The following is a 21,858-nucleotide window of genomic DNA, read 5'->3' on the forward strand; positions in this document are numbered from 1 at the left end:
TGCGACCGCGGCCGCGAGTTCCCGACGCCCCAGAATCGTCTTCCGCCCTATTTTCGAAGCAGCAACAGCCCCTGGGTGGAAGGTACCGCTCTAATGGGCAGCATCAAGGACAGACGCATCATAACCGACTTGGCGTCGTCCAGGACGATGACGCCGGTGATCGGGATGCGGCCCAGCTCCGGATCTCCGATGTCGATCCGCTCGGGGAACTGGCGATTGAGGTCCGCCACCACCTCGCTGAGAGGTTCGTTGCGGTAGACGAGGCGGCCGGCCCGCCAGCTGAAGGCCTCGGCCGGATCGACGAACTGGGTCTTCTCGAGCCCGGCGGCGCTGACTTCGAGCCGCTGGCCGGGGGTCAGGGCATAGACGCGATCGGCGGAGGGACGCACCTCGACCTTGCCGCGGGCGACGGTGACGGTCAGCGCGCCCTGGCGGTTGCGGACGTCGAACTGGGTGCCGACCACCCGCACCGTGCGCCCGCCCGCCGCCACGATGAAGGGCCGGGTCTTGTCGGAGACGACGTCGAAGATCGCCTCGCCGTCGTCCATCGCGACACGGCGTTCGCCTCGCTCGAACATCACCCGAAGGCGGGTCTCGGCATTGAGGTCGACGACCGAGCCGTCCGCCAGCGTGAACCGCTGGCGCTGGCCGCGTCCGGTGCCCAGGGTCTGGATCGCCGGTCCGCTGGTCAGCGAGGGCAGGATGGCCAGCGAGAGACCGGCGGCGATGCCGACGCCGCCCGCCCCGACCAGCCATCGCCGCGTCGGCGCGCGCGGGGCGACGCGGCGTCCGGCCGGCGACGCCAGCGCCTTGAGGACGCCGTCCGCGCCCGCGTCGAATTCGTGCCAGACCGAAAGCGCCGCGCGATAGGCGTGGCCGTTCTCGGGCGATTCCGCCAGCCAGGCTTCGAACGCCAGCCCGTCGCCTTCGGCCACGTCGTCGCGCTGAAGACGCGCCAGCCAGCCGGCGGCGTCGTCCATCGCGCGGTCCGCGTGTGTCGGAATGCTGGTCATCGGTTCAATCGCCCGGTCCGCGCCCACTGCGCCAGACAGCCTTTGAGACGGCGCCGTGACAACCGATCCCTAGGTCCGCGGCGAAATTCCACGCGCCTCATGAGCCCAGCCGCCGGGTCAGGTTCTTCATCGCCGCCTGGATGTGCTGCTCGACCATCTTGCGGGAGATGCCCATTTCGTCGGCCGTCTGCCCCTGGGTCAGCCCTTGCAGCTTGTTGAGCCGGAATGCCCGGCCCATCTGCGGGGGAAGCGCCGCCACCGCCTCGGCGAGCTGGCGCGTCCGCTCCCGGCCGATGATCGCCTGGTCGGCGGACGGTTCGGCGACGATGTCCTCGCCGCCGAAGGTCAGGCGCGTATCGCTGCGCCACTGGGTCTCGCGGCGGCGTGCGCGCTGGTCGGTCCGCACGTGGTCCACCATGAGGTTCGACGCCATCCGGTAGAGCAGGGGAACCGGCGCCCGCACCTCGATATCCGGCTCCAGGGCGGCGACCTTCAGATAGAGGTCCTGGACGAGGTCCTCGGCCATGGCCATCGAGCGCGTCCGGGCCGCCAGGAACAGCACCAGGGTCTCGCGCTTCTCCAGGAACGCACGGACCAGCGGGCGGTCTTCCAGGCCTCGTTCGGACGGCTCAGAGGGCGCCACGGCCATTTCCCCGCTTTGCTCAGCGCCGGCGCAGGGTCGCTGAATGCGCGGTATGGATCAGCCCGCGCAATTAGCCAACCTCGGGCGCGGGCGGCGGCAGCAGCGTCTCGGCCGCCAGGAACGCCGCCAGGTCCCCGCCCTCGAACAGCACGCCGCGGATCCCGGCCCTGAGCGCCGCCTCCAGGTCCGAGGGTTTGTCGCCCACCAGCAACGAGGCCGCCTTGTCGATCGGCCACTCGGAGAGCGCGCGCAGAATCATCCCGGGGTTCGGCTTGCGGTCCGGCGGATCGGGGTGGCGATAGGTCTCGAGCGGCGCGTCCGGGTGCTGCGGCGCATGATAGAAGGCGTCGATGTGGCCGCCGACCTTGGCCAGGTCCTCGCCCATCCGCGCGTGCAGCGCGTGCACGTCGGCCTCGCTGTAGAAGCCCCGGCCCACCCCCGACTGGTTGGTCACCACGATCACCAGCCAGCCGGCGCGGTTGAAGGCCGCCACGACCGCCTGGGCGCCGGCGATCCAGCGGAAATCCTCCCAGCGGTGGACGTAGCCCTGGTCCTCGTTCAGCACCCCGTCGCGGTCGAGGAACAGCGCAGGCCTGGGCTTACTCTTGGGCGGACTGGCGGGCGGGGTCTCGGGCACGGGGGCGACTATAGCGGCCCGGCGGGCGGTGAGGCGATTTCAAAAACCCGGGGACGCCGTCTAAGGTCGCCGCTGCCCTGCCCCGAGGTGGTGTTTGCCCGCGTCCCCGCCCGCCGTCCTGACCCTCGACGACCTGCGGGTGGACTTCGAGACCTACGACGGGACCGTGCGGGCGGTGCGCGGCGTCTCGCTCACGATCCCCCGCGGCCAGACCCTGGGCGTGGTCGGCGAGAGCGGCTCGGGCAAGAGCCAGACCTTCATGGCGGTGATGGGCCTCCTGGCCCGCAACGGCCGCGCCTCCGGCTCGGCGAAATTCCTCGGCCAGGAGCTGCTGGACCTGAAGCCCCGCGCCCTCAACCGCCTGCGCGGCTCGAAGATGACCATGATCTTCCAGGACCCGCTGACCGCGCTCACCCCCCACGTGCGGATCGGCGAGCAGATCGCCGAGCCGCTGCGCCTGCACCAGGGCCTCTCCGACCGCGACGCCACCGCGCGGGCCAGGCTCTGGCTCGAAAAGGTGCGCATTCCCGACGCGGCGGCCCGGCTGCGGCAGTATCCGCACGAACTTTCCGGCGGCATGCGCCAGCGGGTGATGATCGCCGCGGCCATGGCCGGCGGGCCGGAGCTCCTGATCGCCGACGAGCCCACCACCGCCCTGGACGTCACCGTCCAGGCCGAAATCCTCGACCTGATGGCCGAGCTGCAGCGCGAGACCGGCGCGGCCGTGGTGCTGATCACCCACGACATGGGCGTCATCGCCCGTCTCGCCGACCGGGTCTGCGTGATGCGGGACGGCGCTTACGTCGAGGAGGGGACTGCCGCCGAGGTCTTCGCCGCGCCCAAGACCGACTACACGCGGGCCCTGCTGGATGCGATCCCGCGCCTCGACCGCGAGGGCCGCGGCGGGCGGCCGGCGCCGGCCCCGGTGGCCCCGGACGCCCCGGTGGTGGTCGAGGGCCGCGAGGTGAAGGTCTGGTTCCCGATCCGCCAGGGCTGGTTCGGCGCGCCCAGGCCGCTGCGGGCGGTCGACGGCGTCTCCTTCCAGGTCCGCCGGGGCGAGACCCTGGGCGTGGTGGGCGAGAGCGGCTCGGGCAAGTCGACGCTGGCCCGCGCGGTCCTCAACCTGATCCCGGCCACCGAGGGCGCCGTCACCCTGATGGGCCGCGACATCACCCACGCCGAACGCGAGGCGATGCGCGCAGCAAGACGCGACCTGCAGATCGTCTTCCAGGACCCGCTGGCCAGCCTCGACCCGCGCGTCACCATCGGCGATTCCATCGCCGAGCCCCTGCAGGTGTTCCGCCGCGACCTGGGCCGCGCCGCGCGGGACGCCGAGGTCGCCGCCATGATGGCCAAGGTCGAGCTCGATCCCGGACTGATCAACCGCTACCCGCACGAGCTGTCCGGCGGCCAGAACCAGCGGGTCGGCATCGCCCGCGCCATGATCCTGAAGCCGCGGCTGGTGATCTGCGACGAGGCGGTCTCGGCCCTCGACGTCTCGATCCGCGCCCAGATCATCGACCTGCTGATCGCGCTGCAGAAGGACATGGGCTTGGCGATGATCTTCATCAGCCACGACCTGGCGGTGGTCCGCGAGATCAGCCACCGGGTGCTGGTGCTCTACCTCGGCCGGGTGGTGGAGACCGCCACGCGCGAGCAGATCTACCGCGCGCCGCAACACCCCTACACAAAAGCCCTGCTGTCGGCCGCGCCGATTCCCGATCCGGCCATCGAACGCTCCCGCAAGCGCGTGAAGCTCTCCGGCGAGCCGCCCAGCCCGATGGACCCGCGCGCTGCGCTGCGCTTCCTGCCCTCGCGCCTGCCGGCCGATCCGAACGCGCCGATCCTGCCGCCGCAGCTCCGGGAGATCGCGCCCGGCCACCTGGTCGCGGAGTTCGACCCGCCCGCCGAAGCGGCCTAAGAGGCGCGCGTGGCGAAGATCACCCCCGTCCTGATGTCCGGCGGCGCCGGCGCCCGGCTCTGGCCCCTGTCGCGGCGCGCCAAGCCGAAGCAGTTCCATGCCCTGGTTGGCGCCCGGACCCTGATCCAGGACACCGCCCTTCGCTTCACCACCGAGGCCTTCGGCCCGCCGATGGTGATCTGCAACCTCGCCCACGCCGATCTGGTGCGCGAGCAGCTGGCCGCGGTCGGCGTCACGCCACGGGCCCTGATCCTCGAGCCCGAGGGGCGAAACACCGGAGCCGCCGCCGTGGTGAGCGCCGCCGCGGCCGAGGAGGCGGGCTGCGATCTCGTGCTGCTGCTGAGCGCCGACGCCCGGGTGCACGATCCCGCCGCCCTGCGCGCCGCCATCGCCACGGGCGCCCCGGCCGCCGAGGCCGGCGCCCTGGTGATCTTCGGCATCACCCCGACCGCGCCCGAGACCGGCTACGGCTATATCCGCGCCGAGGCCGGCGAGCAGGCCGTCCGCAAGGTCGCGGCCTTCGTGGAGAAGCCGGACCTGGCGACCGCCCGGCGCTACGTCGCCGACCCCGCCTACAGCTGGAACGCCGGCATCTTCCTCTTCCGCGCCGACGCCTTCCTTCGCGAGGCCACCCGGGTCGCGCCGGACCTCACGGTCGCCGCCCGGGCCGCCTTGGCGCAGGCCGCGCGGGCGGGCGACACGATCGCCCTGGGCGAGGCCTTCCGCGCGACGCCCGCCGTCCCGGTCGACGTCGCCGTCTTCGAGAAGACCGACAAGGCCGTGGTGGTCGCCGCCGCTATCGGCTGGAGCGACGTCGGGACCTACGACGCGCTCTGGAGCGAGGCTGAGAAGACCGCGTCCGGCGACGTGCTCCAGGGCTCGGTCATCGCCGCCGATACGGCCAATTGCCTCGCGGTCTCCGACGGCCCCACGGTGGTGCTGTCCGGGGTCGAGGGCCTGGCGGTGATCGTCGAGAACGGCGTGGTCCTGGTCACCCGCCGAGACGCGCCGTCCGCCGTCCGCGCGGCGGTCGAGGCGGTGCGCCAGGCCGGCCGTGAGGATCTGCTCTAGACGCCGCCCGAAGACGCTGCATTGCAGCAGGACCGGCCCGCCGTTAGGTTGCGCCCCTTTTCCAAGCCCCGGCCCCGCCATGTCCCTCGCCTTCGACGACATCCTCGCAGCCAAAGACCGGCTGCAGGGTCATATCGAGCGCACGCCCTGCCGCCATTCGCGGACGCTGTCGGAAATCACCGGCGCCGAGGTCTGGGTGAAGTTCGAGAACCTGCAGTTCACCGCCGCCTTCAAGGAGCGCGGCGCGCTCAACAAGCTGCTGCAGCTCAATGCGGCCGAGCAGAAGCGCGGCGTGATCGCGGCGTCGGCCGGCAACCACAGCCAGGGCCTCGCCTATCACGCCTCGCGCCTGGGCATCCCGGTGACCATCGTCATGCCCCGCGGCACCCCCTTCGTGAAGGTGCAGCAGACCCGCGCCCACGGCGCCGAGGTGGTGATCGAGGGCGAAAGCTACGACGACGCCTCATCGGCCGCCATGGCTCTGCGCGACGAGCGCGACCTGGTGTTCGTCCACCCGTTCAACGACCTCGACGTCATGGCCGGCCAGGGCACCGTGGCGCTGGAGATGCTCGAGGACGTGCCCGAGCTGGAGATCCTGCCGGTGCCGATCGGCGGCGCGGGCCTGATCGCCGGCATGGCGACGGCCGCCAAGCATGTGAAGCCGCAGATCAAGGTGATCGGCGTCGAGCCGGCCATGTATCCCTCGTTCACCGCCCGGATGCGCGGCGTCAACGCCGGTGCGGCCTCCGGCGGCGCGACCATCGCCGAGGGCATAGCGGTCAAGCAGGTGGGCGACGTGAGCTACAGCGTCGCCCGACCGCTGGTCGACGAGGTGCTATTGATCGAGGAGCCGTTCTTCGAGCGCGCCGTGGCCCTCTACTGCAATGTCGAAAAGACCGTGACCGAGGGAGCGGGCGCCGCCTCGCTCGCCGCCCTGCTGGCCTTCCCCGAGCGGTTCCGCGGCAAGAAGTGCGGCCTGGTGATCACCGGCGGCAATATCGACACCCGTCTGCTGGCCTCGGTCCTGACCCGCGAGCTGGTCCGCGACCAGCGCCTCGTCAGCCTACGGATCATCGGCGACGACCGGCCCGGCCTGCTGGCCACGGTCTCGCGGGTCATCGGCGACATGGGCGCCAATATCATCGAGGTGGCCCACAACCGCCTCGCGCTGGACGTGCCCGCCAAGGGCGCGGAGTTCGACATCATGATCGAGACCCGCGACGCCCAGCACACGCAAGAGATCATGGATGCGCTGCGCGAGAGCGGCTATCCGCCGAGGGCTGTATGACGATGATGTTCCGTATTCTGACGATTGCCCTGGCGAGCCTCGCCCTGGCGGCCTGCCATCCGAAGCCCGCCCCGGCCGGGCAGAGCGCCGCGGCTGAGAGCGCCGCCGCCAAGACCTTCCTGGCGCAGAACGCCAAGAAGCCCGGCGTCAAGGTCCTGCCTGACGGCCTGCAGTACGAGATCGTCCATTCGGGCCCCACGACCGGCCTGAAGCCGCACCTCAACGACGAGGTGAAGGTCATGTACGAGGGCAAGCTGGTCAACGGCCTGGTCTTCGACTCCTCCTACGAGCGCGGCCAACCGGCGGCCATGCCGCTCAAGGGCCTGGTCAAGGGCTGGCAGGAAGCGCTGCAGATGATGCGGCCCGGCGACGTCTGGACGCTCTACGTCCCGCCGGAGCTCGGCTACGGCGCCGACGGCCAGGGTCCGATCCCGGGCGGCGCGGCCTTGATCTTCAAGATCGAACTCATCGACGTCCTGCCGGGCCCCGGCACCATCCAGGCGGGCTGAGGTCGCGGTGAGCGGCGGGCCGGACAACCTCGCGGCGGCCCCGGCCGGACAACCGCGGGTCGGCGTCGGCGCGCTCATCACCGACGACGCCGGCCGCGTGCTCCTGGTGCTGCGCCGGCGTGCGCCGGAAGCCGGCCATTGGGGAATCCCCGGCGGCAAGGTCGACTTCGGAGAGTCCGTCGCCGAGACCTGCGCGCGGGAAATTCGCGAGGAGCTGGGCGTCGAGATCGCCGTGGGCGACCTCGTCTGCCTGGTCGATCAGATCGACCGCGCCGAAGGGACCCATTGGGTGGCGCCAGTCTTCGGGGCCCGGATCGTCGAGGGCGAACCGTCCAACCGGGAGCCGGATGCGCTCGCCGAGATCGGCTGGTTCGAGGTCGGCGATCTGCCCGCGCCCCTGACCCTGTCGACCCGGCGCGCGCTCGGCCTCTAGCCGCGCCGAGCCGGGGTCAAAGCGCCCGGCGCATGCCGACGTGGCTGCGGGCAAAGCCCAGCCGCTCGTAGAACCGCTGGGCGTCGGTGCGGCTGTTGTGGCTGAGCAACTCGATGTTGCGGCAGCCGCGGCGGCGCGCCTCGTCCATCGCCCACGCGATCATCACCTGGCCGAGGCCCTGGCCGCGCAGGCTCGAGGCCACCCGCACCGCCTCGATCAGCGCCAGCTCCGCCCCCTGGTTGGAGAGACCGGGGATGAAGGTCATCTGCAGGGTTCCGACCACCGCGCCCGAGCCGTCCTCGGCCACCGCCAGCAGGTTGCGCGGATCGCGGTCGACCTTGTCGAAGGCCTCGAAATAGGCCGCCGGCGGCGGGTCGGCGACGACCTCCCGGCCGGCGCCCAGCGCATCATCGGCCAGTAGCCGCACGATGGCGGCCACGTCCTCGCGCCGGGCTTGCCTGAGCGTGATCGGCGACGGCATGGGTTCGGCCGGCCCTAAGCCTCCGCCCGGCGCCCGGCGGCGGCGATCATCACCGCCAGGATGACGCCCACCGCCCCGCCGGCCACCAGGCCGTCGAGGTAGAACAGCGGCGGCGGGCTCTTGAAGAACATCGAGGACGCGTTGGCCAGCGCCGCGCCGGGCAGGGCCCCGGCCACGAACAGATAGCCGGCGAGCCGCCGCGTCGACATGGCCTTGGCCGGTAGGGCGTCGGCGTTGGCCACGTCGCGGCCGATGGTCCGGCGGCTCAGGAAGAAGCAGATCATCGCCAGGGGGATGATCGCCGTCGACAGATAGACCGTCACCTTGATGCCGTGCGCCGAGGCCGCCGCGCAGGTCGCCTTGGCCGCGCCCACGGCCGCCTTGCAGGCCTGGACGTCCAGCCCCGAGCCGATCAGCCCGCGGTTGGTCATGGCGTCGGTCATCATGCCGAACGCGGTCGGTCCGCCGCCCAGGCCGATCATGTTGATCACGAACAGCAGCACCGCGGCGCTCAGCGCCCGCATGGCCGGCGGCACCAGGCTCTGGACCCCGCCATAGACCGGGCCCCACCAGGCGCCGACCCCGATGTTGGGGATCAGCAGCAGGATCAGCGCCAGCATCATGTTGTCGGTCCCGGCGGCGTACCACAGGACCGGGATGCTGACGAAGGGCACCAGGAGGGGGAAGAGCGCGTAGTTCCGCACGTCCTTGGCGCCCCAGCGGTCGGCCAGCGCCCCGCCCAGCCAGGAGCCGAACGCGCCCCCGATCCCGGCCCCCAGCCCCAGCGCCAGGCTGATGAAGCCAAGCGGCGGCTTGCCGGGCGCCGGCGCCATGCCGAACTGGCCGGCCAGCACCGTCAGCTCATGGGCGTGGTTGCGCAGGAAGAACGGCGTGAAGAACTGGCCGTGGGCGTAGCTGACGAAGGAGGTGAGCGCCCCGCCCAGCGCGAACAGCCAGAAGGTCGGCCGCATCTCGAGCGCGGAGAACACCATCAACAGCGGGATGTGGCTCGACGCATTGGCCGCGGCCTGTGCGTCGCGGCTGAGCTGGCTGCGCGGTTCGCGCAGGGTGAAGATCGCCAGCACGGCGAAGGCCAGGCCCGGCGCGCCGGCCACCAGGAAGGCGGTCCGCCAGCCGTAATGCTCGGCCACGATGCCCCCGATGGCCATGCCGAGCAGGGTGCCGATCGATATGCCCATGGAATAGATCGCCAGCGCCGTGGCCCGCTTCTCCTGCGGGAAGTAGTCGGCCAGCAGCGAGTGGGCGGTGGGCGAACAGCCCGCCTCGCCGATCCCCACCCCGGCCCGGGAGATCGCCAGCACGGCGTAGTTCTTGGCGAAGGCCGACATCACCGTGAACCCGCTCCACAGCGCCAGCGAGATCGTCATCACCCAGGGCCGGTTGCTCTTGTCCGCGATCCGGGCGATCGGAATGCCCAGGATGGTGTAGACCGCCGCGAAGAAGATGCCGCCCAGCGCCCCCATCTGGGTGTCGGTCAGGTGCAGGTCGTTCTTGATGCTCTCGCCGATGGTCGTGATGATCTGCCGGTCCAGGAAATTGACCGTGTAGATCGCCACCAGCAGGGTCAGCGCATAGCGGCCATAGCTGGCGCTGACCGGCGCGAACCGCGGCGCGGAGGGCGCAGCGGCGCCCGGCTCCAGTACGATGTCTGCCAATGTAACTCCCCTTGGATCGTCTTCTTGTTGCCCGACTGTAGGCATGGCGCCGCGATCCACGCCAGTCTCGGCGGCCCGCCGCCCGCGCCCGAACGCTTTCCTTTGAGCCCTCCGCCCAGCCGGTCTATGGCTCTCGCCCATGAGCGAGCTGGGCGCCGTCCGCGAGATCCTTGAGACCCTGGTGGGGTTCGACACCACCTCGCGCCACTCGAACCTGGCGCTGATCGAATGGGTCGAGGCCTACCTCGACGGCCACGGCGTGCCGCACCGCCGGGCCCCCAACGCCGACGGCACCAAGTCCAACCTGCTGGCGACCGTGGGGCCGGCCATCGAGGGCGGGGCGGTGCTCTCCGGCCATACCGACGTGGTGCCGGTGGACGGCCAGCCCTGGACCTCCGACCCGTTCGCCATCGTCGAGCGTGACGGCCGGCTCTACGGGCGCGGGACCTGCGACATGAAGGGCTTCCTGGCGCTGGCCCTCGCCGCCGTCCCCGATCTGGTCGCCGCCAACCCGCGCCGGCCGGTGCACCTGGCCTTTTCCTATGACGAGGAGATCGGCTGCCTGGGCGCGCCGGACCTGATCGAGGTCATCGGCCGGGAGCTGCCTCGACCGGCCTTCGTGGTGGTGGGCGAACCCACCGACATGGTGGCGGTGAACGGCCACAAGGGCATCGCCACCTTCCACGTCACGGTCAACGGCCGCGAAGCCCACTCCAGCCAGACCCAGCAGGGCGTCTCCGCGGTGATGGAAGCGGTGAAATTGATGGCGTCGCTCAGCGAGCTCGCCGAGCGGCTGGAGCGCGAAGCCGATCCCGCCTCGCCCTTCACGCCGAAGGGCGCGACGCTCACCATCGGCATCGTCCACGGCGGCACGGCGCACAACATCCTGGCGCGTGAGTGCGGCTTCGTCTTCGACCTGCGCACCCCGCCGCCGCTCGATCCGCAGGTGCTGCTGGCGCCCTTCTTCGCCCAGGCGCGCGCGCTCGACGCCGCCCTGAAGGCCCGCGCGCCGGAGGCGGGCGTGGTGGTCGAGATGCACTCCAGCGTGCCGGCCTTCGCGCCCGAGCCGGACGGCGCCGCGGAATCCTTCGCCCGGCGCCTGGCGGGCGACAACGGCCCGCCGCGCGCGGTGGCCTTCGCCACCGAGGCCGGTCAGTTCCAGCGCGCCGGCTTTTCCACAGTGCTCTGCGGCCCGGGCTCGATCGAACAGGCCCACCAGCCCGACGAATATGTCGAGATCGCCCAGATGGAACGCGGCCAGGCCTTCATGCGCCGCTTGGTGGAGTGGGCTGCCGCGGCTGGATGAACGCCCGGCGCAGCAGCAGGTCGAGTGGGTTCCAGGTCATGGCGCGCGCGATCTCCCAGGAGCTGGCGGTGCGCGTCGACTGGGCCTCGCGCCGCGCCTCCAGCGCCACGCCGATATGCCGGATCCCGGCGGCCAGGCCGCGCACCGGCGTCACGATCTCGCCCCGCGTCGCATGCCGCGCGAAGAGCACCAGGGTCGCCAATATGTGCAGCGGCAGGGTCAGCCAGAACAGCACGGCCGGCGTGTTCTTCACGAAGACCCAGAAGCGGTTGCGGGTGCCGTGGAACACCGCGAAGTCGCTGCGCCGGCCGCCGGTCGAGGCCGACCCTACGTGACGCACCACAGCGTCGGGGACCAGCAGCGTCGGCTCGCCGATCAGCCGCAGCCGGTAGCCCAGGTCGACGTCCTCGCAGTAGCAGAACAGCCGCTCGTCGAAGCCGCCCAGGCGCAGGAAGAGCTCGCGGTCGATCAGCATCGCCCCGCCGCAGGCCGAAAACACCCAGCCGGGTTCCATCGGCCCGGGGTCCTTGTGGGTGAAACCGCCGCGGAACGGATAGCCGGCCAGCGCCATGACGTCGCCCAGGCCGTCCAGCCGGGTCGGGTCGTCCGCCATCAGCTGGCGCGAGGCGAAGGCGTGGACCCCGGGGCTCGCATCGGTCGCCGCCATCAGCCGCGCCAGCCAGGCCGGCTCGGCGAAGGCGTCGGGATTGAGCAGCGCCAGCCACCGCCCCCGCGCCGCCCGCGCGCCCTGGTTCACTGCGGCCGCGAAGCCGAGGTTCTCGCTGTTCTCGATCAGCCGGATCGCCGGGTCGGCCTTGGCCGCGGCCTGGGCTGTGCGGTCGCTGGAGGCGTTGTCGACCAGGATGACCTCATAGTCAGCGAAGGTCTGGGCGCGGACCGCGGCCAGGCACTGCGCCAGCGTCGGTCCGCTCTCATAGACCACCACCACGACGCTGACCTGAGGGCCAAGGGGCTTGCCAAGCGCTGCGGCTCGCGCCATCCGAAGGGTCACTCCCACACATCTGGGCGAACATGACGAAAATCACGCCCTTGGCCCTGGCCGAGGTTCTGCATATCACGCCCAAGCGCCATGGCGATGCGCGGGGCTGGTTCGCCGAAACCTGGAGCCGCGAGGCGATGTCCGAGGCCGGCGTCGAGGCCGAGTTCGTGCAGGACAACCAGGCGTTCAGCGCCAAGGCCGGCACCGTCCGCGGCCTGCACTTCCAGCAGACGCCCCACGCCCAGGCCAAGCTGGTCCGCGTGCTGAGCGGCGCGATCTACGATGTGGCCCTCGATGTGCGCCCCGGCTCGGCGAGCTACGGCCAGTGGGTGGGCGCCGAGCTCACCGCCGACCGCGGCGAGCAGCTCTTCATCCCCCGCGGTTTCGCCCACGGTTACGTGACCCTGACCAACGACTGCGAGCTCTTCTACAAGGTCGACGGCCTCTATGCGCCACAGACCGAGGGCGGCGTGCTCTGGAACGATCCCGACCTCGCCATCCCCTGGCCGATCGCCGGCGACCCGATCCTCTCCGACAAGGACCGCATCCTGCCCCGCCTGAAGGACCTGGCGAGGGTTAGCTTCTAGGCGCCTCCTCTCGCCCGCGAAGCGAGAGGGAGAGGGTAGGGAGAGGGCGGCTCTGAGAGTCCGCCTCCGAGGCCCTGGTCCGAGGGTCCTCGCGCGACCGCCTACGCCGCATGAGGGTCTGATCCGCCCTCTCCCTGCCCTTTCCCTATATTCGCTGCGCTCGGGAGAGAGGCGATGTCCCATTCCGCCTTCACGTCGAAATCATCCTCGGCCGCACCAGGGCCCGCCCGCAATCTCTCGAACGCCTCCGCCCCAAGCAACCGCCCCAGCGCCCAGACCGCCGCGCCGCGGACCAGGGGCGAGGGGTCGTCCAGCAGCCGTTCGGCCTCCGCCGCCAGCGCCGGCTCGCCCGAGTTGCCGATCGCGTAGGCGACGTTGCGCACAAACCGGTCGCGGCCGATGCGCTTGACCGGGCTCTTGGCGAAAAGCGCGCGGAAGGCCGCGTCGTCCAGGCGGGCGAGGTCGCCCAGCGACGGCGCGCGCAGGGCCTCGCGCGCCTGCAGCTTCTGCTCGGCGGCCACGGCGGCGAACTTGTTCCACGGACAGACCGCCAGGCAGTCGTCGCAGCCGTAGATCCGGTTGCCCAGCATCTCGCGGAACTCCGGCGGGATCGGTCCCTTCAGCTCGATGGTCAGGTAGGAGATGCAGCGCCGCGCATCGAGCTGGAAGGGCGCGGCGAAGGCCTTGGTCGGGCAGATGTCCAGGCAGGCCTGGCAGGTCCCGCAGTGCAGGGTCTCCGGCGGATCGGGCGCGAGCTCCAAGGTGGTCAGGATCGAGCCCAGGAAGAGCCAGGAGCCGAAGTCCTGCGAGACCAGGTTGGTGTGCTTGCCCTGCCAGCCCAGGCCCGCCTGTTCGGCCAGCGGCTTTTCCAGGAGCGGGGCCGTGTCGACGAACACCTTCAGCTCGCCGGCGAACCGGGCCTGCAGCCAGCGGGCAAGCGCCTTCAGCCGGCTCTTGATCAGCTCGTGATAGTCGTCGCCCTGGGCATAGACGCTGATCGCGCCCCGGGTCGGCTCGCCCAGCACCGCCAGGGGATCGCGGTCCGGTCCGTAGTTGACGCCCAGCACGATGGCCGAGCGGGCGTCGGCCCACATGGCCCGCGGATGGGCGCGGCGCTCGGCGGTCTCGGCCATCCAGCCCATCTCGCCGTGCCGGCCGGCTTCGATGAACTCGGCGAGCCGCGCGCTGGCGGGCCAGGTCTCCTCGATGGCGGTGAAGCGGCAGAGGTCGAAGCCGAGGTTGAGCGCCTCGGCTCGGATCAGGTCTTCAGCTCTGTCAGAAGTCGAGATCGTCATAGTGCTTGGCGGGCGCGAGGCCCGGCCAGCGGTCCGTGAGCAGCGGCCGGAAACACGGCCGGGATTTCAGCTTCATGTACCAGGTCTTGACCGCCGGGAAGCCCGTCCACGGCATATCGCCGCAATAGTCGATCACCGACAGGTGCGCAGCGGCGGCGAAGTCGGCCAGCGACAGCTTGCGCCCGGCCAGCCACTCGCGCTCCTGCAGGAGCTTGTCGATGTAGACCATGTGGTCGCGCAGGCCATCGCGGCCCTGGCGCAGGTTGGCGAGGTCCGGCGCGCCCATGCCCAGGAGGCGCTTTTCCATCTTCTCGTGCAGGATGTAGCCGCCGGCCTCGAAGTCGAACTTGCGGTCGAACCAGGTGAGCAGCCGCCGGGCTTCGGCCCGCTCGCCGGCGTCGCGGCCCAGGAGCGCCGGCTCCGGATAGGCTTCCTCCAGGTGGTCGAGGATCGCGCGGCTCTCGCAGAGCACCAGCTGCTGGTCGCCGTCCGCCTCGACCAGCACCGGCAGGAGGCCGGAGGCGTTCATCTCCGTCAGCTCCTTCGGCCGCTCCCAGTAGCGGACCTGGACCTCGGTGAAGGCCAGCCGCTTCTCGCCGAGCGCAAGCCGCACCTGGCGCGAGGCGGGGTCGAGCGGAAAGTGGTGCAGGGTGCGCTTGAGGGTCATGTCCGGCGAACGCAGGGCGGATCGAAAGGTTGAGCCCAATGGACCCCGCACCCGTTAAGGGCGCGTTTACTAGGATTTCTAAATCGTGGATTTCGCGGCTTTTGGCTCAGCGAAGGCTCCGCCATGCGGCTCGGCCCGCCCGCGCGGATCGGCGTGGATGATGATGTCGGCCGAGGGGAAGGCGGAGAGCACGCGATTCTCGGCGGCGACGATCACCTGGTGCGCGGCCTCGAGCGTCAGCTCCGGGTCGAGGTCGACGTGCATCTGCATGTGGACGTAGGGGCCCGACGCGCGGGTCCTCAGCTGGTGGACGTCGGTGACCCGGCGGTCCTCGGTCATCAGCTCGACGATCCTGGCGCGCACGTCGTCGGGCAGTTCGTGGTCCATGAGCTGGCCGGAGGCCTCGCGGAACACGCCCACCGCGCCCCACAGCAGGAGGGCGGCGATGACCAGGGCGGCGGCCGCGTCGACGCCGTTCAGGCCGAGCCAGGCCGAAACCCCGATCCCGATCAACGCGACGATATTGGACGCCAGGTCCATGGCGTAGTGCGCCCGGTCCCCGGAGACCGCGACCGAGGCGGTCTGCTTGAGGACCCGCGACTGGGCCGTGAGCAGGGCCGCGGTCATCACCGTCGAGACCGCCATGACGACGATCGCCCAGGTCTCCTGCTGCAGGCCATGCGGATGGATCAGGTCGACCACCGCCTCGCGGGCGATCAGGGCGGCCGAGGCGAACACCAGGCCCGCCTGCATCAGGCTCGCGAAGCCCTCGGCCTTGCCGTGGCCGTAGCGGTGCTCGGCGTCCGGCGGCGCGACGGCGTAGCGCACCGCGAAGAAGGTGGTCAGGGAGGCCAGCAGGTCGAGGCCGGAGTCGGCGGTGGAGGCCAGCAGGGCGACCGAGCCGGAGGCCAGCCAGGCTGCGATCTTGATCGCCACCAGCACCGCCGCCGTCGCCACCGAATAGAGCGTCACGCGCCGGGTCAGGGCGGCGCTTTCGGCAGGGGTCAGGCCATGGGCGGCGTTCATGGCCGGAACCTAGCGGCGCGGCCGCGCCATGCCAGCGCGAACGACTCTCAATGCGCTTTCCGGCGGGGCCGCTCACGAAAAGGCCCCCGGCGCGGGAGGGCGAAGTGCGCCGGGGGCCCAATCGACTGAAGCAGACGGGTCCTGTCGCAGGGCCGTCGAGCGCACCTTGTGGTCGCGCTTGTTTATTGTTGGTTAGGACTTGTGGTGAAATTCCCGGTGACCATGTTGCGCCATCCCGAGGCGAAACGGCCTCAAGCCGCCTGCCGCGGCATCGGCCCCACATAGCGCGACTGCGGCCTGATCAGCCGCCCGCCGGCCAGCTGTTCGCGGGCGTGCGCGATCCAGCCGGCCACCCGCCCGGTGGCGAAGACGCAGGTGAAGGCCGAGGGCGGATAGGCGAGCGCCTCCAGCAGCAGCGCGGTGTAGAACTCCACATTGGTGTCGAGCGGGCGGTTCGGCTTCTCCGTCTTCAGGATGGCTAGCGCGGCGGCCTCCACCGCCTCGGCGAAGGCCAGGCGTCCCGGCATGATGTTGGAGCCTTCGGTGAGGCGCCGCACGGCGGCCTTCAGCGCGTCGGCGCGCGGGTCGCGCACCCGGTAGACCCGGTGGCCGAAGCCCATCAGCCGGTCGCCGTGGGCCAGCGCGTTCTCGATCCAGGCGCGCGCGTTCTCCGGCTTGCCGATGCCGTCCAGCATGTCGATCACAGGTCCCGGCGCGCCGCCGTGCAGCGGCCCCTTCAGCGCGCAGATCCCGCCCAACACCGCTGAGGTCAGGCCGGCGCGCGTCGAGGCGATCACCCGCGCGGCGAAGGTCGAGGCGTTCAGCCCATGGTCGCTGACGGTGACCAGATAGGTGTCGAGGGCGTCGACCTCGGCGGCGCTGGCGGGCTTGCCGCGCAGCATCCGCAGGGCGTCGGCCGCATGGCTGAGCGTGGGGTCCGGCCGCACCGGCGCCTCGCCCGCCTGGGCGCGGACCACGGCGGCGGTGAAGACCGCGGGCGCCGCGACCAACCTCAGCGCGACGGCCAGGTCGTCGCCGTCGGCCAGCCGCGCGGTCAGCGCGCGCACGCCCTCGATCGGCGTGCGGTCGAGGAGGCCGGTGTCCAACGCGGAGACCTCGGCGAACACCTCCAGCCGCGCCGCGCCGAGCGCCGGGGCCAGGTCGTCCGGCAGGTCGTCGAAGAACCCGTCCCACAGCAGGCGGGTCACCGCCTCGTAGGTCGTACGGCCCGCCAGCTCGTCCAGCGAACGGCCGCGGATGATCAGCCGCCCGGCCTTGCCGTCGACCTCCGACAGCACGGTGTCCGCGGCGACGACGTCTTCCAAACCATCCGACATGGCGATCTCCAGATCTCGCTTGCTGGCCGTCAGAAAAGCCGTCAACCTTACGTCGTCAATCTTGATCAATATAATCAACATATGCCAACGACCGAGTGGATCGCCGCCGAGGAAGCCCGTGACCGTCTGGGGGTGCGCCCGCAGACGCTCTATGCCTACGCGAGCCGCGGCCGGGTGCAGGTGCGCCAGGACCCCGTCGACCCGCGCCGCAGCCTCTATCGCGCCGCCGACATCGCAGCCCTCGCTCAGCGCAAGACCCGCAGCCGCAAGGTCTCCGACGTGGCTGCCGGCGCCATCGCCTGGGGCGAGCCGGTGCTGGCCTCGGAGATCACCACCGTGGCCGGCGGGCGGCTCTTCTATCGCGGCCGCGACGCCATCCGGCTGGCCGAGAGCGAGACCCTGGAGTCGGTCGCGCGCCTCTTGCGCGGCGGCCACGGCGCGGCGCTGAAGCGCACCGACCGCCCGGCGGCGCCCCAGCATCCCGACATGCGCACCCGCGCCTACCTGGCGCTCGCCGCCCGCGCCGGGACCGATCCCCCGGCCCGCGGCCGCAACGCGCTCGTCCTGGCCGTGGAGGCCGCCACGCTGCTGGACGTCCTGGCCGACGCCGTGGCGGGCGAGGTCGGCGGCGGGGCGATCCACAACCGCCTGGCCCTGGCCTGGGGGCTCGGCCCCGGCGGCCCGGGCGCGGACCTGATCCGCCGCATCCTGGTGCTGGTCGCCGACCACGAGCTCAACGCCTCGGCCTTCGCCGCCCGGGTGGCGGCCTCGACCGGCGCCTCGCTCTCCGCCTCGGCGCTGGCCGGCCTCGCGACCCTCTCGGGCCCGCGTCACGGCGGGGCCACCGCGGCGGTCCGCACCTTCGCCGCCGAGGCCGCCCGGCTCGGCCCCCGCCAGGCCATCGCCAACCGCCTGGTCGAGGACCGCGCCCTGCCGGGCTTCGGCCACATGCTCTATCCCGACGACGACCCGCGCGCCGCCGCCTTGCTTGAGAGATTTAGTCCGCCGCCGGACCTGCGGGCCCTCCAGGAGGCCGTGCTGGCGGTCGCCGGCCTCGCTCCCAACGTCGACTTCACCCTGATGGCCGGCTGCGAGGCGCTGAACCTGCCGCCCGACGCGCCCTTCGCGCTCTTCTCGGTGGCCCGCTGCGCCGGCTGGATCGCCCACGCCATCGAGCAGGGCCAGGCCGACACCCTGATCCGCCCCCGCGCCCGCTATGTCGGCCCGGAACCGGATTTCGGCTAGGGATCGCCGATGGTCGCCAGCGACAGCTTCGCCCGATTCCTGCGCGAGCAGCTCGCCCCGCTCGGCCGCGTCACCCTGCGGCGCATGTTCGGCAAGACCGGGGTCTTCTGCGACGGGCTGATGCTCGGGATGGTGACCGAGGACGCGCTCTACTTCCGGGTCGATGACCTGAACCGCGCGGCCTTCGCCGAGGCCATGGCCTTTCCGCCGCTCAGCTACGAGAAGCAGGGCCGCATCATCGACCTCGCCTTCTGGCGCGCGCCCGACCGGCTGTTCGATGACCCTGACGACCTCCTCGCCTGGGCGCGGGCGGCGCTGGGCGCGGCGCGCCGGGTCGCCGCGGAGCGGGGCCGCACGGCGCTCAGGCCCGACGAGCCCTAGCCCGCGAAGAACTCCTGCCGCGCCGCCAGCAGGGCGTTGACCAGCTCGCGCTCGCCGGCGTCGAGGAACGGGTTCCAGATGTCGAAGATCAGGATCACCCGCAGCTCGCCCGCGTCGTTCCAGGCCTCGTGCTCGATGGTGTCGTCGAACACCCAGGCCTGGCCCATCTTCCAGTCCCGCGTCTCCGCGCCCACCCTGAAGCGCGCCGGCCCCGGCAGGATCAGCGGCAGGTGGCAGAGCAGGCGCACATTGGTCGAGCCGGTGTGGGCCGGGATCCGGGTATGCGCCTCGAGCGCCGAGAACATCGCGGTCGGCGCAAAGCCCGGCTGCTCGGCCATCGGCAGGCTTTCCAGGAGCGCCGCGGTCTTCAGGCAGAGCTGGCAGGCCCCGTCCTGCCGCGCGCCATCCTTCCACAGGAAGAACGAGCTCCAGCGCCGCGAGTGGTTGAGCTCGCCCCACTGGTTGACCGGCGCGCCCTTCGGATAGGCGATGTAGGGCGAGAAATCGTCCTTGGCCGCCGCCAGCGCGCCCTCCAGCTCGCCGCGGATCGTGTCGGTGGCGGCCTCCAGCTCGGGCAGCCACGGGAACAGCGCCCGGTCGTGGAACGGGATCGCCGGCAGCCGCGGATAGTGCAGCAGGAGCGGCTCCTGGTTATAGGCCCGGGCGCGGCCCGCCAGGATGCCGACGCTCTCGTCGAACCGCCGGCGGGAGGCCTCGGAGCAATCGGCCTTCACCGCGTCCGTCCGCGCCTTCAGGTGGGCCTCCAGCGCCGCCATGGTGTTGGCCACCACCTGCCGCGCCCGCTCGGTCGGCGCGCGCAGGGGCGGGGGCAGCTGGTCGTCCGGCGGGCCGATGGAAAGCGCGTTCCTGTAGATCGCCGCCGCCGCGCGCTCGCCGTCCATCCGCTCCACCACCGCGCCCTTGGAGAGCAGGGCGACATAGTCGTAGGGGTCGAGGCTGAGCGCTTCCTCCAAGGCCGCCAGCGCGCCGGCCAGGTCGCCCAGCGCACGGCTGACCATGGCGCGCTGCAGCTTCAGCCCGATGTCGCGCGGCGCCGCCTGCTCGGCCTCCAACACCAGGGCCAGGGCGCCCCGCCGGTCGCCGCGGCCCAGCGCGTCCTGCACGCCCGCGCTCAGGTCCGGTTGGCGGATTTCCGCCGACGCCATCGCTTCTCATCCCCGCCGTCGTTCGAGCGACAGGGATATACGCGAGCGCTGGCGGCTGCGAGGGGAAAGGCGGATAAACGCCTTCTTCACCATAGTTCACCATTCCTGAACGCGAGCGGTTCGGGGCCGCGTCGGGGAGTGTCATGTCGGACTGGATTTACGCGGTCATTCTGGGAATCGTCGAAGGGCTCACCGAGTTCATCCCCGTCTCCTCCACCGGCATGCTGCTCCTGACCAAGAAGGCGCTCGCCCTGCCGGACGCCAACTGGGACACCTTCATCGTGCTGATCCAGCTGGGCGCGATCCTGGCGGTGGTGGTGCTCTACTTCAGCCGGCTGTGGAACGTGGTCGTGCGTTTGCCGTCGGACCCGCGGGCCCGGCGGTTCGTGCTGAGCGTCCTCCTGGCCTTCCTCCCGGCCATGGTGATCGGCTTCCTGTTGCACGACTTCATCAAGCAGGTCCTCTTCGAGAGCCCCAAGGTGATCTGTGTCTCGCTGATCGTCGGGGGCGTGGTGCTCCTGCTGATCGACCGGTTCGCGCCACACCCGACGCGCAACGACGCCATGAACCTGCCGCTGGGGGCCTCGCTGGTAATTGGCTTCTTCCAGTGCCTGGCGATGATCCCCGGCACGTCCCGCTCGGGCGCGACGATCGTCGGCGCCATGCTGATGGGGGTGGAGAAGCGCGCAGCCGCGGAGTTCTCCTTCTTCCTGGCCATCCCGACCATGACCGGCGTCTTCGTCCTCGACGCCTGGAAAAACCGCCATGAACTCGCGCACGGCCACATCGGCCTGGTGGCCATCGGCTTCGTGGTCTCCTTCGTCGTCGCGCTCGGGGTGATCCGGGCGATGCTGGCGATCGTCACCAAGCGCGGCTACGCGCCCTTCGGCTGGCTCAGGATCGCGATCGGCGGCGTGGGCCTGGCGCTCCTGATGCGCGGCGGCTAGATCGCCGCCAGCTCGCGGTCTTCCTGGTCGGCGTACTGGCCGCCCTTGCGGTAGCGGTAGAGGTAGCTCGGCAGCACCGCCTCCAGCGTCGTCGGCGTGATCCCGAGCTCGGCCAGGCCCGGACAGCCGCCGCTGACCACATTGTCCGTCTTGAGCAGGGTCACCTGGTCGCTGGTCAGCGGCGGGGCGATCACCGCGCCGGCCAGGTCGCCCACCGCGCCGATCAGCCCGGCCACCGGCCACGGGACCGGAGCCAGGAAGCGCCGCTTGTCGATCTCGGCCAGCATCAGCTCCATCAGCTGGCGGAAAGTGAAGACCGCGGGGCCGCCCAGCTCATAGGTCCGGCCCGCCGCCTCCGGCGCGCTCGCGAGCCGGGCCAGCGCCTTGCTGACGTCGCCCACGAACACCGGCTGGAACCGCGTATGGCCCCCGCCGATCAGCGGCAGCACCGGGCTCACCTGCGCCATGGCGGCGAAGCGGTTGAAGAAATCGTCCTCCGGTCCGAACACCACGGACGGCCGCACCACCACCGCGTCGGGATAGACCGCGCGGGCGGCGGCCTCGCCCTCGGCCTTGGTGCGCGCGTACTTCGACTCCGAGGCCGCGTCCGCGCCCAGCGCCGAGACCTGCACCAGCCGGCTGACGCCCTCGGCCTTCGCCGCCGTCGCCACGTTCTGCGCGCCCATAACGTGCAGCGCCTGGAAGCCCTGGCGGCCGCTCTCGTGCATCACCGCCACCAGGTTCACCGCCGCCGTCGCGCCCGACAGCGCCCGGCGCAGCGACGGCGCGTTGCGGACATTGGCCTGCACGATGTCGATCTGGCCGACGTCGCCGTGCAGGCGCATGGCGTAGGCGGCGGCGGGATTGCGCACCGCGACCCGGATCCGCCAGCCGGCCTTGGCGAGCTGGCGCACGGCCTGCGCGCCGATGAAACCGGATCCGCCGAAGACGGTGACGAGGTTCTGCATGAGCCTGCCGATAGACGATGCCGCCCGCCGCTGCAATCCGCCCCAAGGATGCAAGCCGTCAGCAGCCGTTGACCGGCGTGAGGCGGGGCTTTAAGGAAGCCGGCTCGCGCGATCCGACGGATCGGGCCCAGGTGGCGGAATTGGTAGACGCGCTGGCTTCAGGTGCCAGTGGCTTAACGGCCGTGAAGGTTCGAGTCCTTTCCTGGGCACCACCCTTGTCTTAGGTGGCGCCGAAGCCCTTTTCGGGGCCCATCCATTGGC

General features: G+C 71.3%; 22 protein-coding genes and 1 tRNA gene. 11 read left to right on the top strand and 12 right to left on the bottom strand.

The window, feature by feature from the left end:
* Positions 1-47: 47 nt before the first annotated feature.
* The 3 genes from ACESMY_RS02060 to ACESMY_RS02070 form a co-directional block, all read right to left on the bottom strand.
* A complete protein-coding gene (locus tag ACESMY_RS02060) occupies positions 48-980 on the bottom strand; it encodes a FecR domain-containing protein (RefSeq protein ID WP_372781661.1) in 933 nt (310 codons plus the stop codon).
* Between the two features lie 130 nt (positions 981-1,110).
* Positions 1,111-1,656: an RNA polymerase sigma factor gene (locus ACESMY_RS02065; protein WP_372781663.1), complete on the bottom strand. Its 546-nt coding sequence runs from the start codon at positions 1,654-1,656 to the stop codon at positions 1,111-1,113.
* Positions 1,657-1,726: 70 nt separating this feature from the next.
* Positions 1,727-2,293, bottom strand: a complete 567-nt coding sequence (locus ACESMY_RS02070) for an HAD family hydrolase (RefSeq protein ID WP_372781665.1) — start codon at positions 2,291-2,293, stop codon at positions 1,727-1,729.
* Between the two features lie 94 nt (positions 2,294-2,387).
* On the opposite strand from ACESMY_RS02070, the gene ACESMY_RS02075 reads away from it, so the two are divergent.
* The 5 genes from ACESMY_RS02075 (at position 2,388) to ACESMY_RS02095 (ending at position 7,515) form a co-directional block, all read left to right on the top strand.
* Positions 2,388-4,214 carry a dipeptide ABC transporter ATP-binding protein gene (locus ACESMY_RS02075; protein WP_372781667.1) on the top strand — a complete coding sequence of 609 codons (1,827 nt, stop codon included), beginning with the start codon at positions 2,388-2,390 and terminating at the stop codon, positions 4,212-4,214.
* Between the two features lie 9 nt (positions 4,215-4,223).
* The gene (locus ACESMY_RS02080) at positions 4,224-5,285 is read left to right on the top strand and encodes a mannose-1-phosphate guanylyltransferase (protein WP_372781669.1); all 1,062 of its coding nucleotides are present in this window, start codon (positions 4,224-4,226) and stop codon (positions 5,283-5,285) included.
* Positions 5,286-5,364: 79 nt separating this feature from the next.
* Positions 5,365-6,573 carry a threonine ammonia-lyase gene (locus ACESMY_RS02085; RefSeq protein ID WP_372781671.1) on the top strand — a complete coding sequence of 403 codons (1,209 nt, stop codon included), beginning with the start codon at positions 5,365-5,367 and terminating at the stop codon, positions 6,571-6,573.
* Positions 6,574-6,578: 5 nt separating this feature from the next.
* Positions 6,579-7,082, top strand: coding sequence for an FKBP-type peptidyl-prolyl cis-trans isomerase (locus ACESMY_RS02090; RefSeq protein WP_372782284.1), 504 nt, complete (start codon positions 6,579-6,581; stop codon positions 7,080-7,082).
* Between the two features lie 7 nt (positions 7,083-7,089).
* Positions 7,090-7,515: an NUDIX domain-containing protein gene (locus ACESMY_RS02095; protein WP_372781673.1), complete on the top strand. Its 426-nt coding sequence runs from the start codon at positions 7,090-7,092 to the stop codon at positions 7,513-7,515.
* Between the two features lie 16 nt (positions 7,516-7,531).
* Here the strand turns inward: ACESMY_RS02095 and ACESMY_RS02100 are convergent, their stop codons facing one another.
* Entirely contained in the window at positions 7,532-7,996 is a 465-nt protein-coding gene (locus tag ACESMY_RS02100) for an N-acetyltransferase family protein (RefSeq protein ID WP_372781675.1), read from the bottom strand.
* A 14-nt stretch (positions 7,997-8,010) separates the two neighbouring features.
* On the bottom strand, positions 8,011-9,672 hold the full coding sequence (locus ACESMY_RS02105; protein WP_372781677.1) for a spinster family MFS transporter: 1,662 nt from the start codon (positions 9,670-9,672) through the stop codon (positions 8,011-8,013).
* Positions 9,673-9,811: 139 nt separating this feature from the next.
* Between ACESMY_RS02105 and argE the strand changes: the two genes are divergently transcribed.
* Entirely contained in the window at positions 9,812-10,978 is a 1,167-nt protein-coding gene (gene argE, locus ACESMY_RS02110) for an acetylornithine deacetylase (RefSeq protein WP_372781679.1), read from the top strand.
* On the opposite strand, the gene ACESMY_RS02115 is transcribed toward argE, so the two are convergent.
* Entirely contained in the window at positions 10,938-11,978 is a 1,041-nt protein-coding gene (locus tag ACESMY_RS02115) for a glycosyltransferase family 2 protein (RefSeq protein ID WP_372781681.1), read from the bottom strand. The two genes, argE and ACESMY_RS02115, sit on opposite strands and share 41 nt — an antisense overlap.
* A gap of 32 nt (positions 11,979-12,010) precedes the next feature.
* Between ACESMY_RS02115 and rfbC the strand changes: the two genes are divergently transcribed.
* A complete protein-coding gene (gene rfbC / locus ACESMY_RS02120; protein ID WP_372781683.1) occupies positions 12,011-12,565 on the top strand; it encodes a dTDP-4-dehydrorhamnose 3,5-epimerase in 555 nt (184 codons plus the stop codon).
* A gap of 101 nt (positions 12,566-12,666) precedes the next feature.
* Here the strand turns inward: rfbC and queG are convergent, their stop codons facing one another.
* The 4 genes from queG to ACESMY_RS02140 all read right to left on the bottom strand — a co-directional run bounded on the left by queG (position 12,667) and on the right by ACESMY_RS02140 (position 16,890).
* Complete coding sequence (queG, locus tag ACESMY_RS02125; protein WP_372781685.1) at positions 12,667-13,860, bottom strand: tRNA epoxyqueuosine(34) reductase QueG; 1,194 nt, start codon at positions 13,858-13,860, stop codon at positions 12,667-12,669.
* Positions 13,841-14,527: a glutathione S-transferase family protein gene (locus ACESMY_RS02130; protein WP_372781687.1), complete on the bottom strand. Its 687-nt coding sequence runs from the start codon at positions 14,525-14,527 to the stop codon at positions 13,841-13,843. Before ACESMY_RS02130 ends, queG begins: the two co-directional genes overlap by 20 nt.
* A 78-nt stretch (positions 14,528-14,605) precedes the next feature.
* Positions 14,606-15,553 carry a cation diffusion facilitator family transporter gene (locus ACESMY_RS02135; protein ID WP_372781689.1) on the bottom strand — a complete coding sequence of 316 codons (948 nt, stop codon included), beginning with the start codon at positions 15,551-15,553 and terminating at the stop codon, positions 14,606-14,608.
* A gap of 251 nt (positions 15,554-15,804) precedes the next feature.
* Positions 15,805-16,890: a citrate synthase/methylcitrate synthase gene (locus tag ACESMY_RS02140; RefSeq protein WP_372781691.1), complete on the bottom strand. Its 1,086-nt coding sequence runs from the start codon at positions 16,888-16,890 to the stop codon at positions 15,805-15,807.
* A gap of 81 nt (positions 16,891-16,971) precedes the next feature.
* Between ACESMY_RS02140 and ACESMY_RS02145 the strand changes: the two genes are divergently transcribed.
* Complete coding sequence (locus ACESMY_RS02145) at positions 16,972-18,135, top strand: citrate synthase (protein ID WP_372781693.1); 1,164 nt, start codon at positions 16,972-16,974, stop codon at positions 18,133-18,135.
* A gap of 9 nt (positions 18,136-18,144) precedes the next feature.
* A complete protein-coding gene (locus ACESMY_RS02150) occupies positions 18,145-18,516 on the top strand; it encodes a TfoX/Sxy family protein (protein WP_372781695.1) in 372 nt (123 codons plus the stop codon).
* Here the strand turns inward: ACESMY_RS02150 and ACESMY_RS02155 are convergent.
* Entirely contained in the window at positions 18,513-19,682 is a 1,170-nt protein-coding gene (locus ACESMY_RS02155) for an aspartyl/asparaginyl beta-hydroxylase domain-containing protein (protein WP_372781697.1), read from the bottom strand. The two genes, ACESMY_RS02150 and ACESMY_RS02155, sit on opposite strands and share 4 nt — an antisense overlap.
* 143 nt (positions 19,683-19,825) lie before the next feature.
* Between ACESMY_RS02155 and ACESMY_RS02160 the strand changes: the two genes are divergently transcribed.
* Entirely contained in the window at positions 19,826-20,629 is an 804-nt protein-coding gene (locus tag ACESMY_RS02160; RefSeq protein WP_372781699.1) for an undecaprenyl-diphosphate phosphatase, read from the top strand.
* Here ACESMY_RS02160 and ACESMY_RS02165 read toward each other — a convergent pair.
* Positions 20,626-21,597: a complex I NDUFA9 subunit family protein gene (locus ACESMY_RS02165; protein ID WP_372781701.1), complete on the bottom strand. Its 972-nt coding sequence runs from the start codon at positions 21,595-21,597 to the stop codon at positions 20,626-20,628. The genes ACESMY_RS02160 and ACESMY_RS02165 overlap by 4 nt on opposite strands.
* A gap of 125 nt (positions 21,598-21,722) precedes the next feature.
* On the opposite strand from ACESMY_RS02165, the gene ACESMY_RS02170 reads away from it, so the two are divergent.
* Positions 21,723-21,809: transfer RNA gene (locus tag ACESMY_RS02170), tRNA-Leu, on the top strand.
* Positions 21,810-21,858: the final 49 nt, after the last annotated feature.

The sequence above is a fragment of the Phenylobacterium sp. genome, from assembly GCF_041691455.1.
GTDB lineage: Bacteria > Pseudomonadota > Alphaproteobacteria > Caulobacterales > Caulobacteraceae > Phenylobacterium.

Excerpts from the sequence above, each read along its gene's own strand:
- ACESMY_RS02060 (WP_372781661.1), bottom strand. The coding sequence starts at position 980 with ATGGACGACGCCGCCGGCTGGCTGGCGCGTCTTCAGCGCGACGACGTG.
- ACESMY_RS02085 (WP_372781671.1), top strand. The coding sequence starts at position 5,365 with ATGTCCCTCGCCTTCGACGACATCCTCGCAGCCAAAGACCGGCTGCAG.
- ACESMY_RS02090 (WP_372782284.1), top strand. The coding sequence starts at position 6,579 with ATGTTCCGTATTCTGACGATTGCCCTGGCGAGCCTCGCCCTGGCGGCC.
- ACESMY_RS02100 (WP_372781675.1), bottom strand. The coding sequence starts at position 7,996 with ATGCCGTCGCCGATCACGCTCAGGCAAGCCCGGCGCGAGGACGTGGCC.
- argE (WP_372781679.1), top strand. The coding sequence starts at position 9,812 with ATGAGCGAGCTGGGCGCCGTCCGCGAGATCCTTGAGACCCTGGTGGGG.
- ACESMY_RS02115 (WP_372781681.1), bottom strand. The coding sequence starts at position 11,978 with ATGGCGCGAGCCGCAGCGCTTGGCAAGCCCCTTGGCCCTCAGGTCAGC.
- rfbC (WP_372781683.1), top strand. The coding sequence starts at position 12,011 with ATGACGAAAATCACGCCCTTGGCCCTGGCCGAGGTTCTGCATATCACG.
- queG (WP_372781685.1), bottom strand. The coding sequence starts at position 13,860 with ATGACGATCTCGACTTCTGACAGAGCTGAAGACCTGATCCGAGCCGAG.
- ACESMY_RS02130 (WP_372781687.1), bottom strand. The coding sequence starts at position 14,527 with ATGACCCTCAAGCGCACCCTGCACCACTTTCCGCTCGACCCCGCCTCG.
- ACESMY_RS02135 (WP_372781689.1), bottom strand. The coding sequence starts at position 15,553 with ATGAACGCCGCCCATGGCCTGACCCCTGCCGAAAGCGCCGCCCTGACC.
- ACESMY_RS02140 (WP_372781691.1), bottom strand. The coding sequence starts at position 16,890 with ATGTCGGATGGTTTGGAAGACGTCGTCGCCGCGGACACCGTGCTGTCG.
- ACESMY_RS02145 (WP_372781693.1), top strand. The coding sequence starts at position 16,972 with ATGCCAACGACCGAGTGGATCGCCGCCGAGGAAGCCCGTGACCGTCTG.
- ACESMY_RS02150 (WP_372781695.1), top strand. The coding sequence starts at position 18,145 with ATGGTCGCCAGCGACAGCTTCGCCCGATTCCTGCGCGAGCAGCTCGCC.
- ACESMY_RS02155 (WP_372781697.1), bottom strand. The coding sequence starts at position 19,682 with ATGGCGTCGGCGGAAATCCGCCAACCGGACCTGAGCGCGGGCGTGCAG.
- ACESMY_RS02160 (WP_372781699.1), top strand. The coding sequence starts at position 19,826 with ATGTCGGACTGGATTTACGCGGTCATTCTGGGAATCGTCGAAGGGCTC.
- ACESMY_RS02165 (WP_372781701.1), bottom strand. The coding sequence starts at position 21,597 with ATGCAGAACCTCGTCACCGTCTTCGGCGGATCCGGTTTCATCGGCGCG.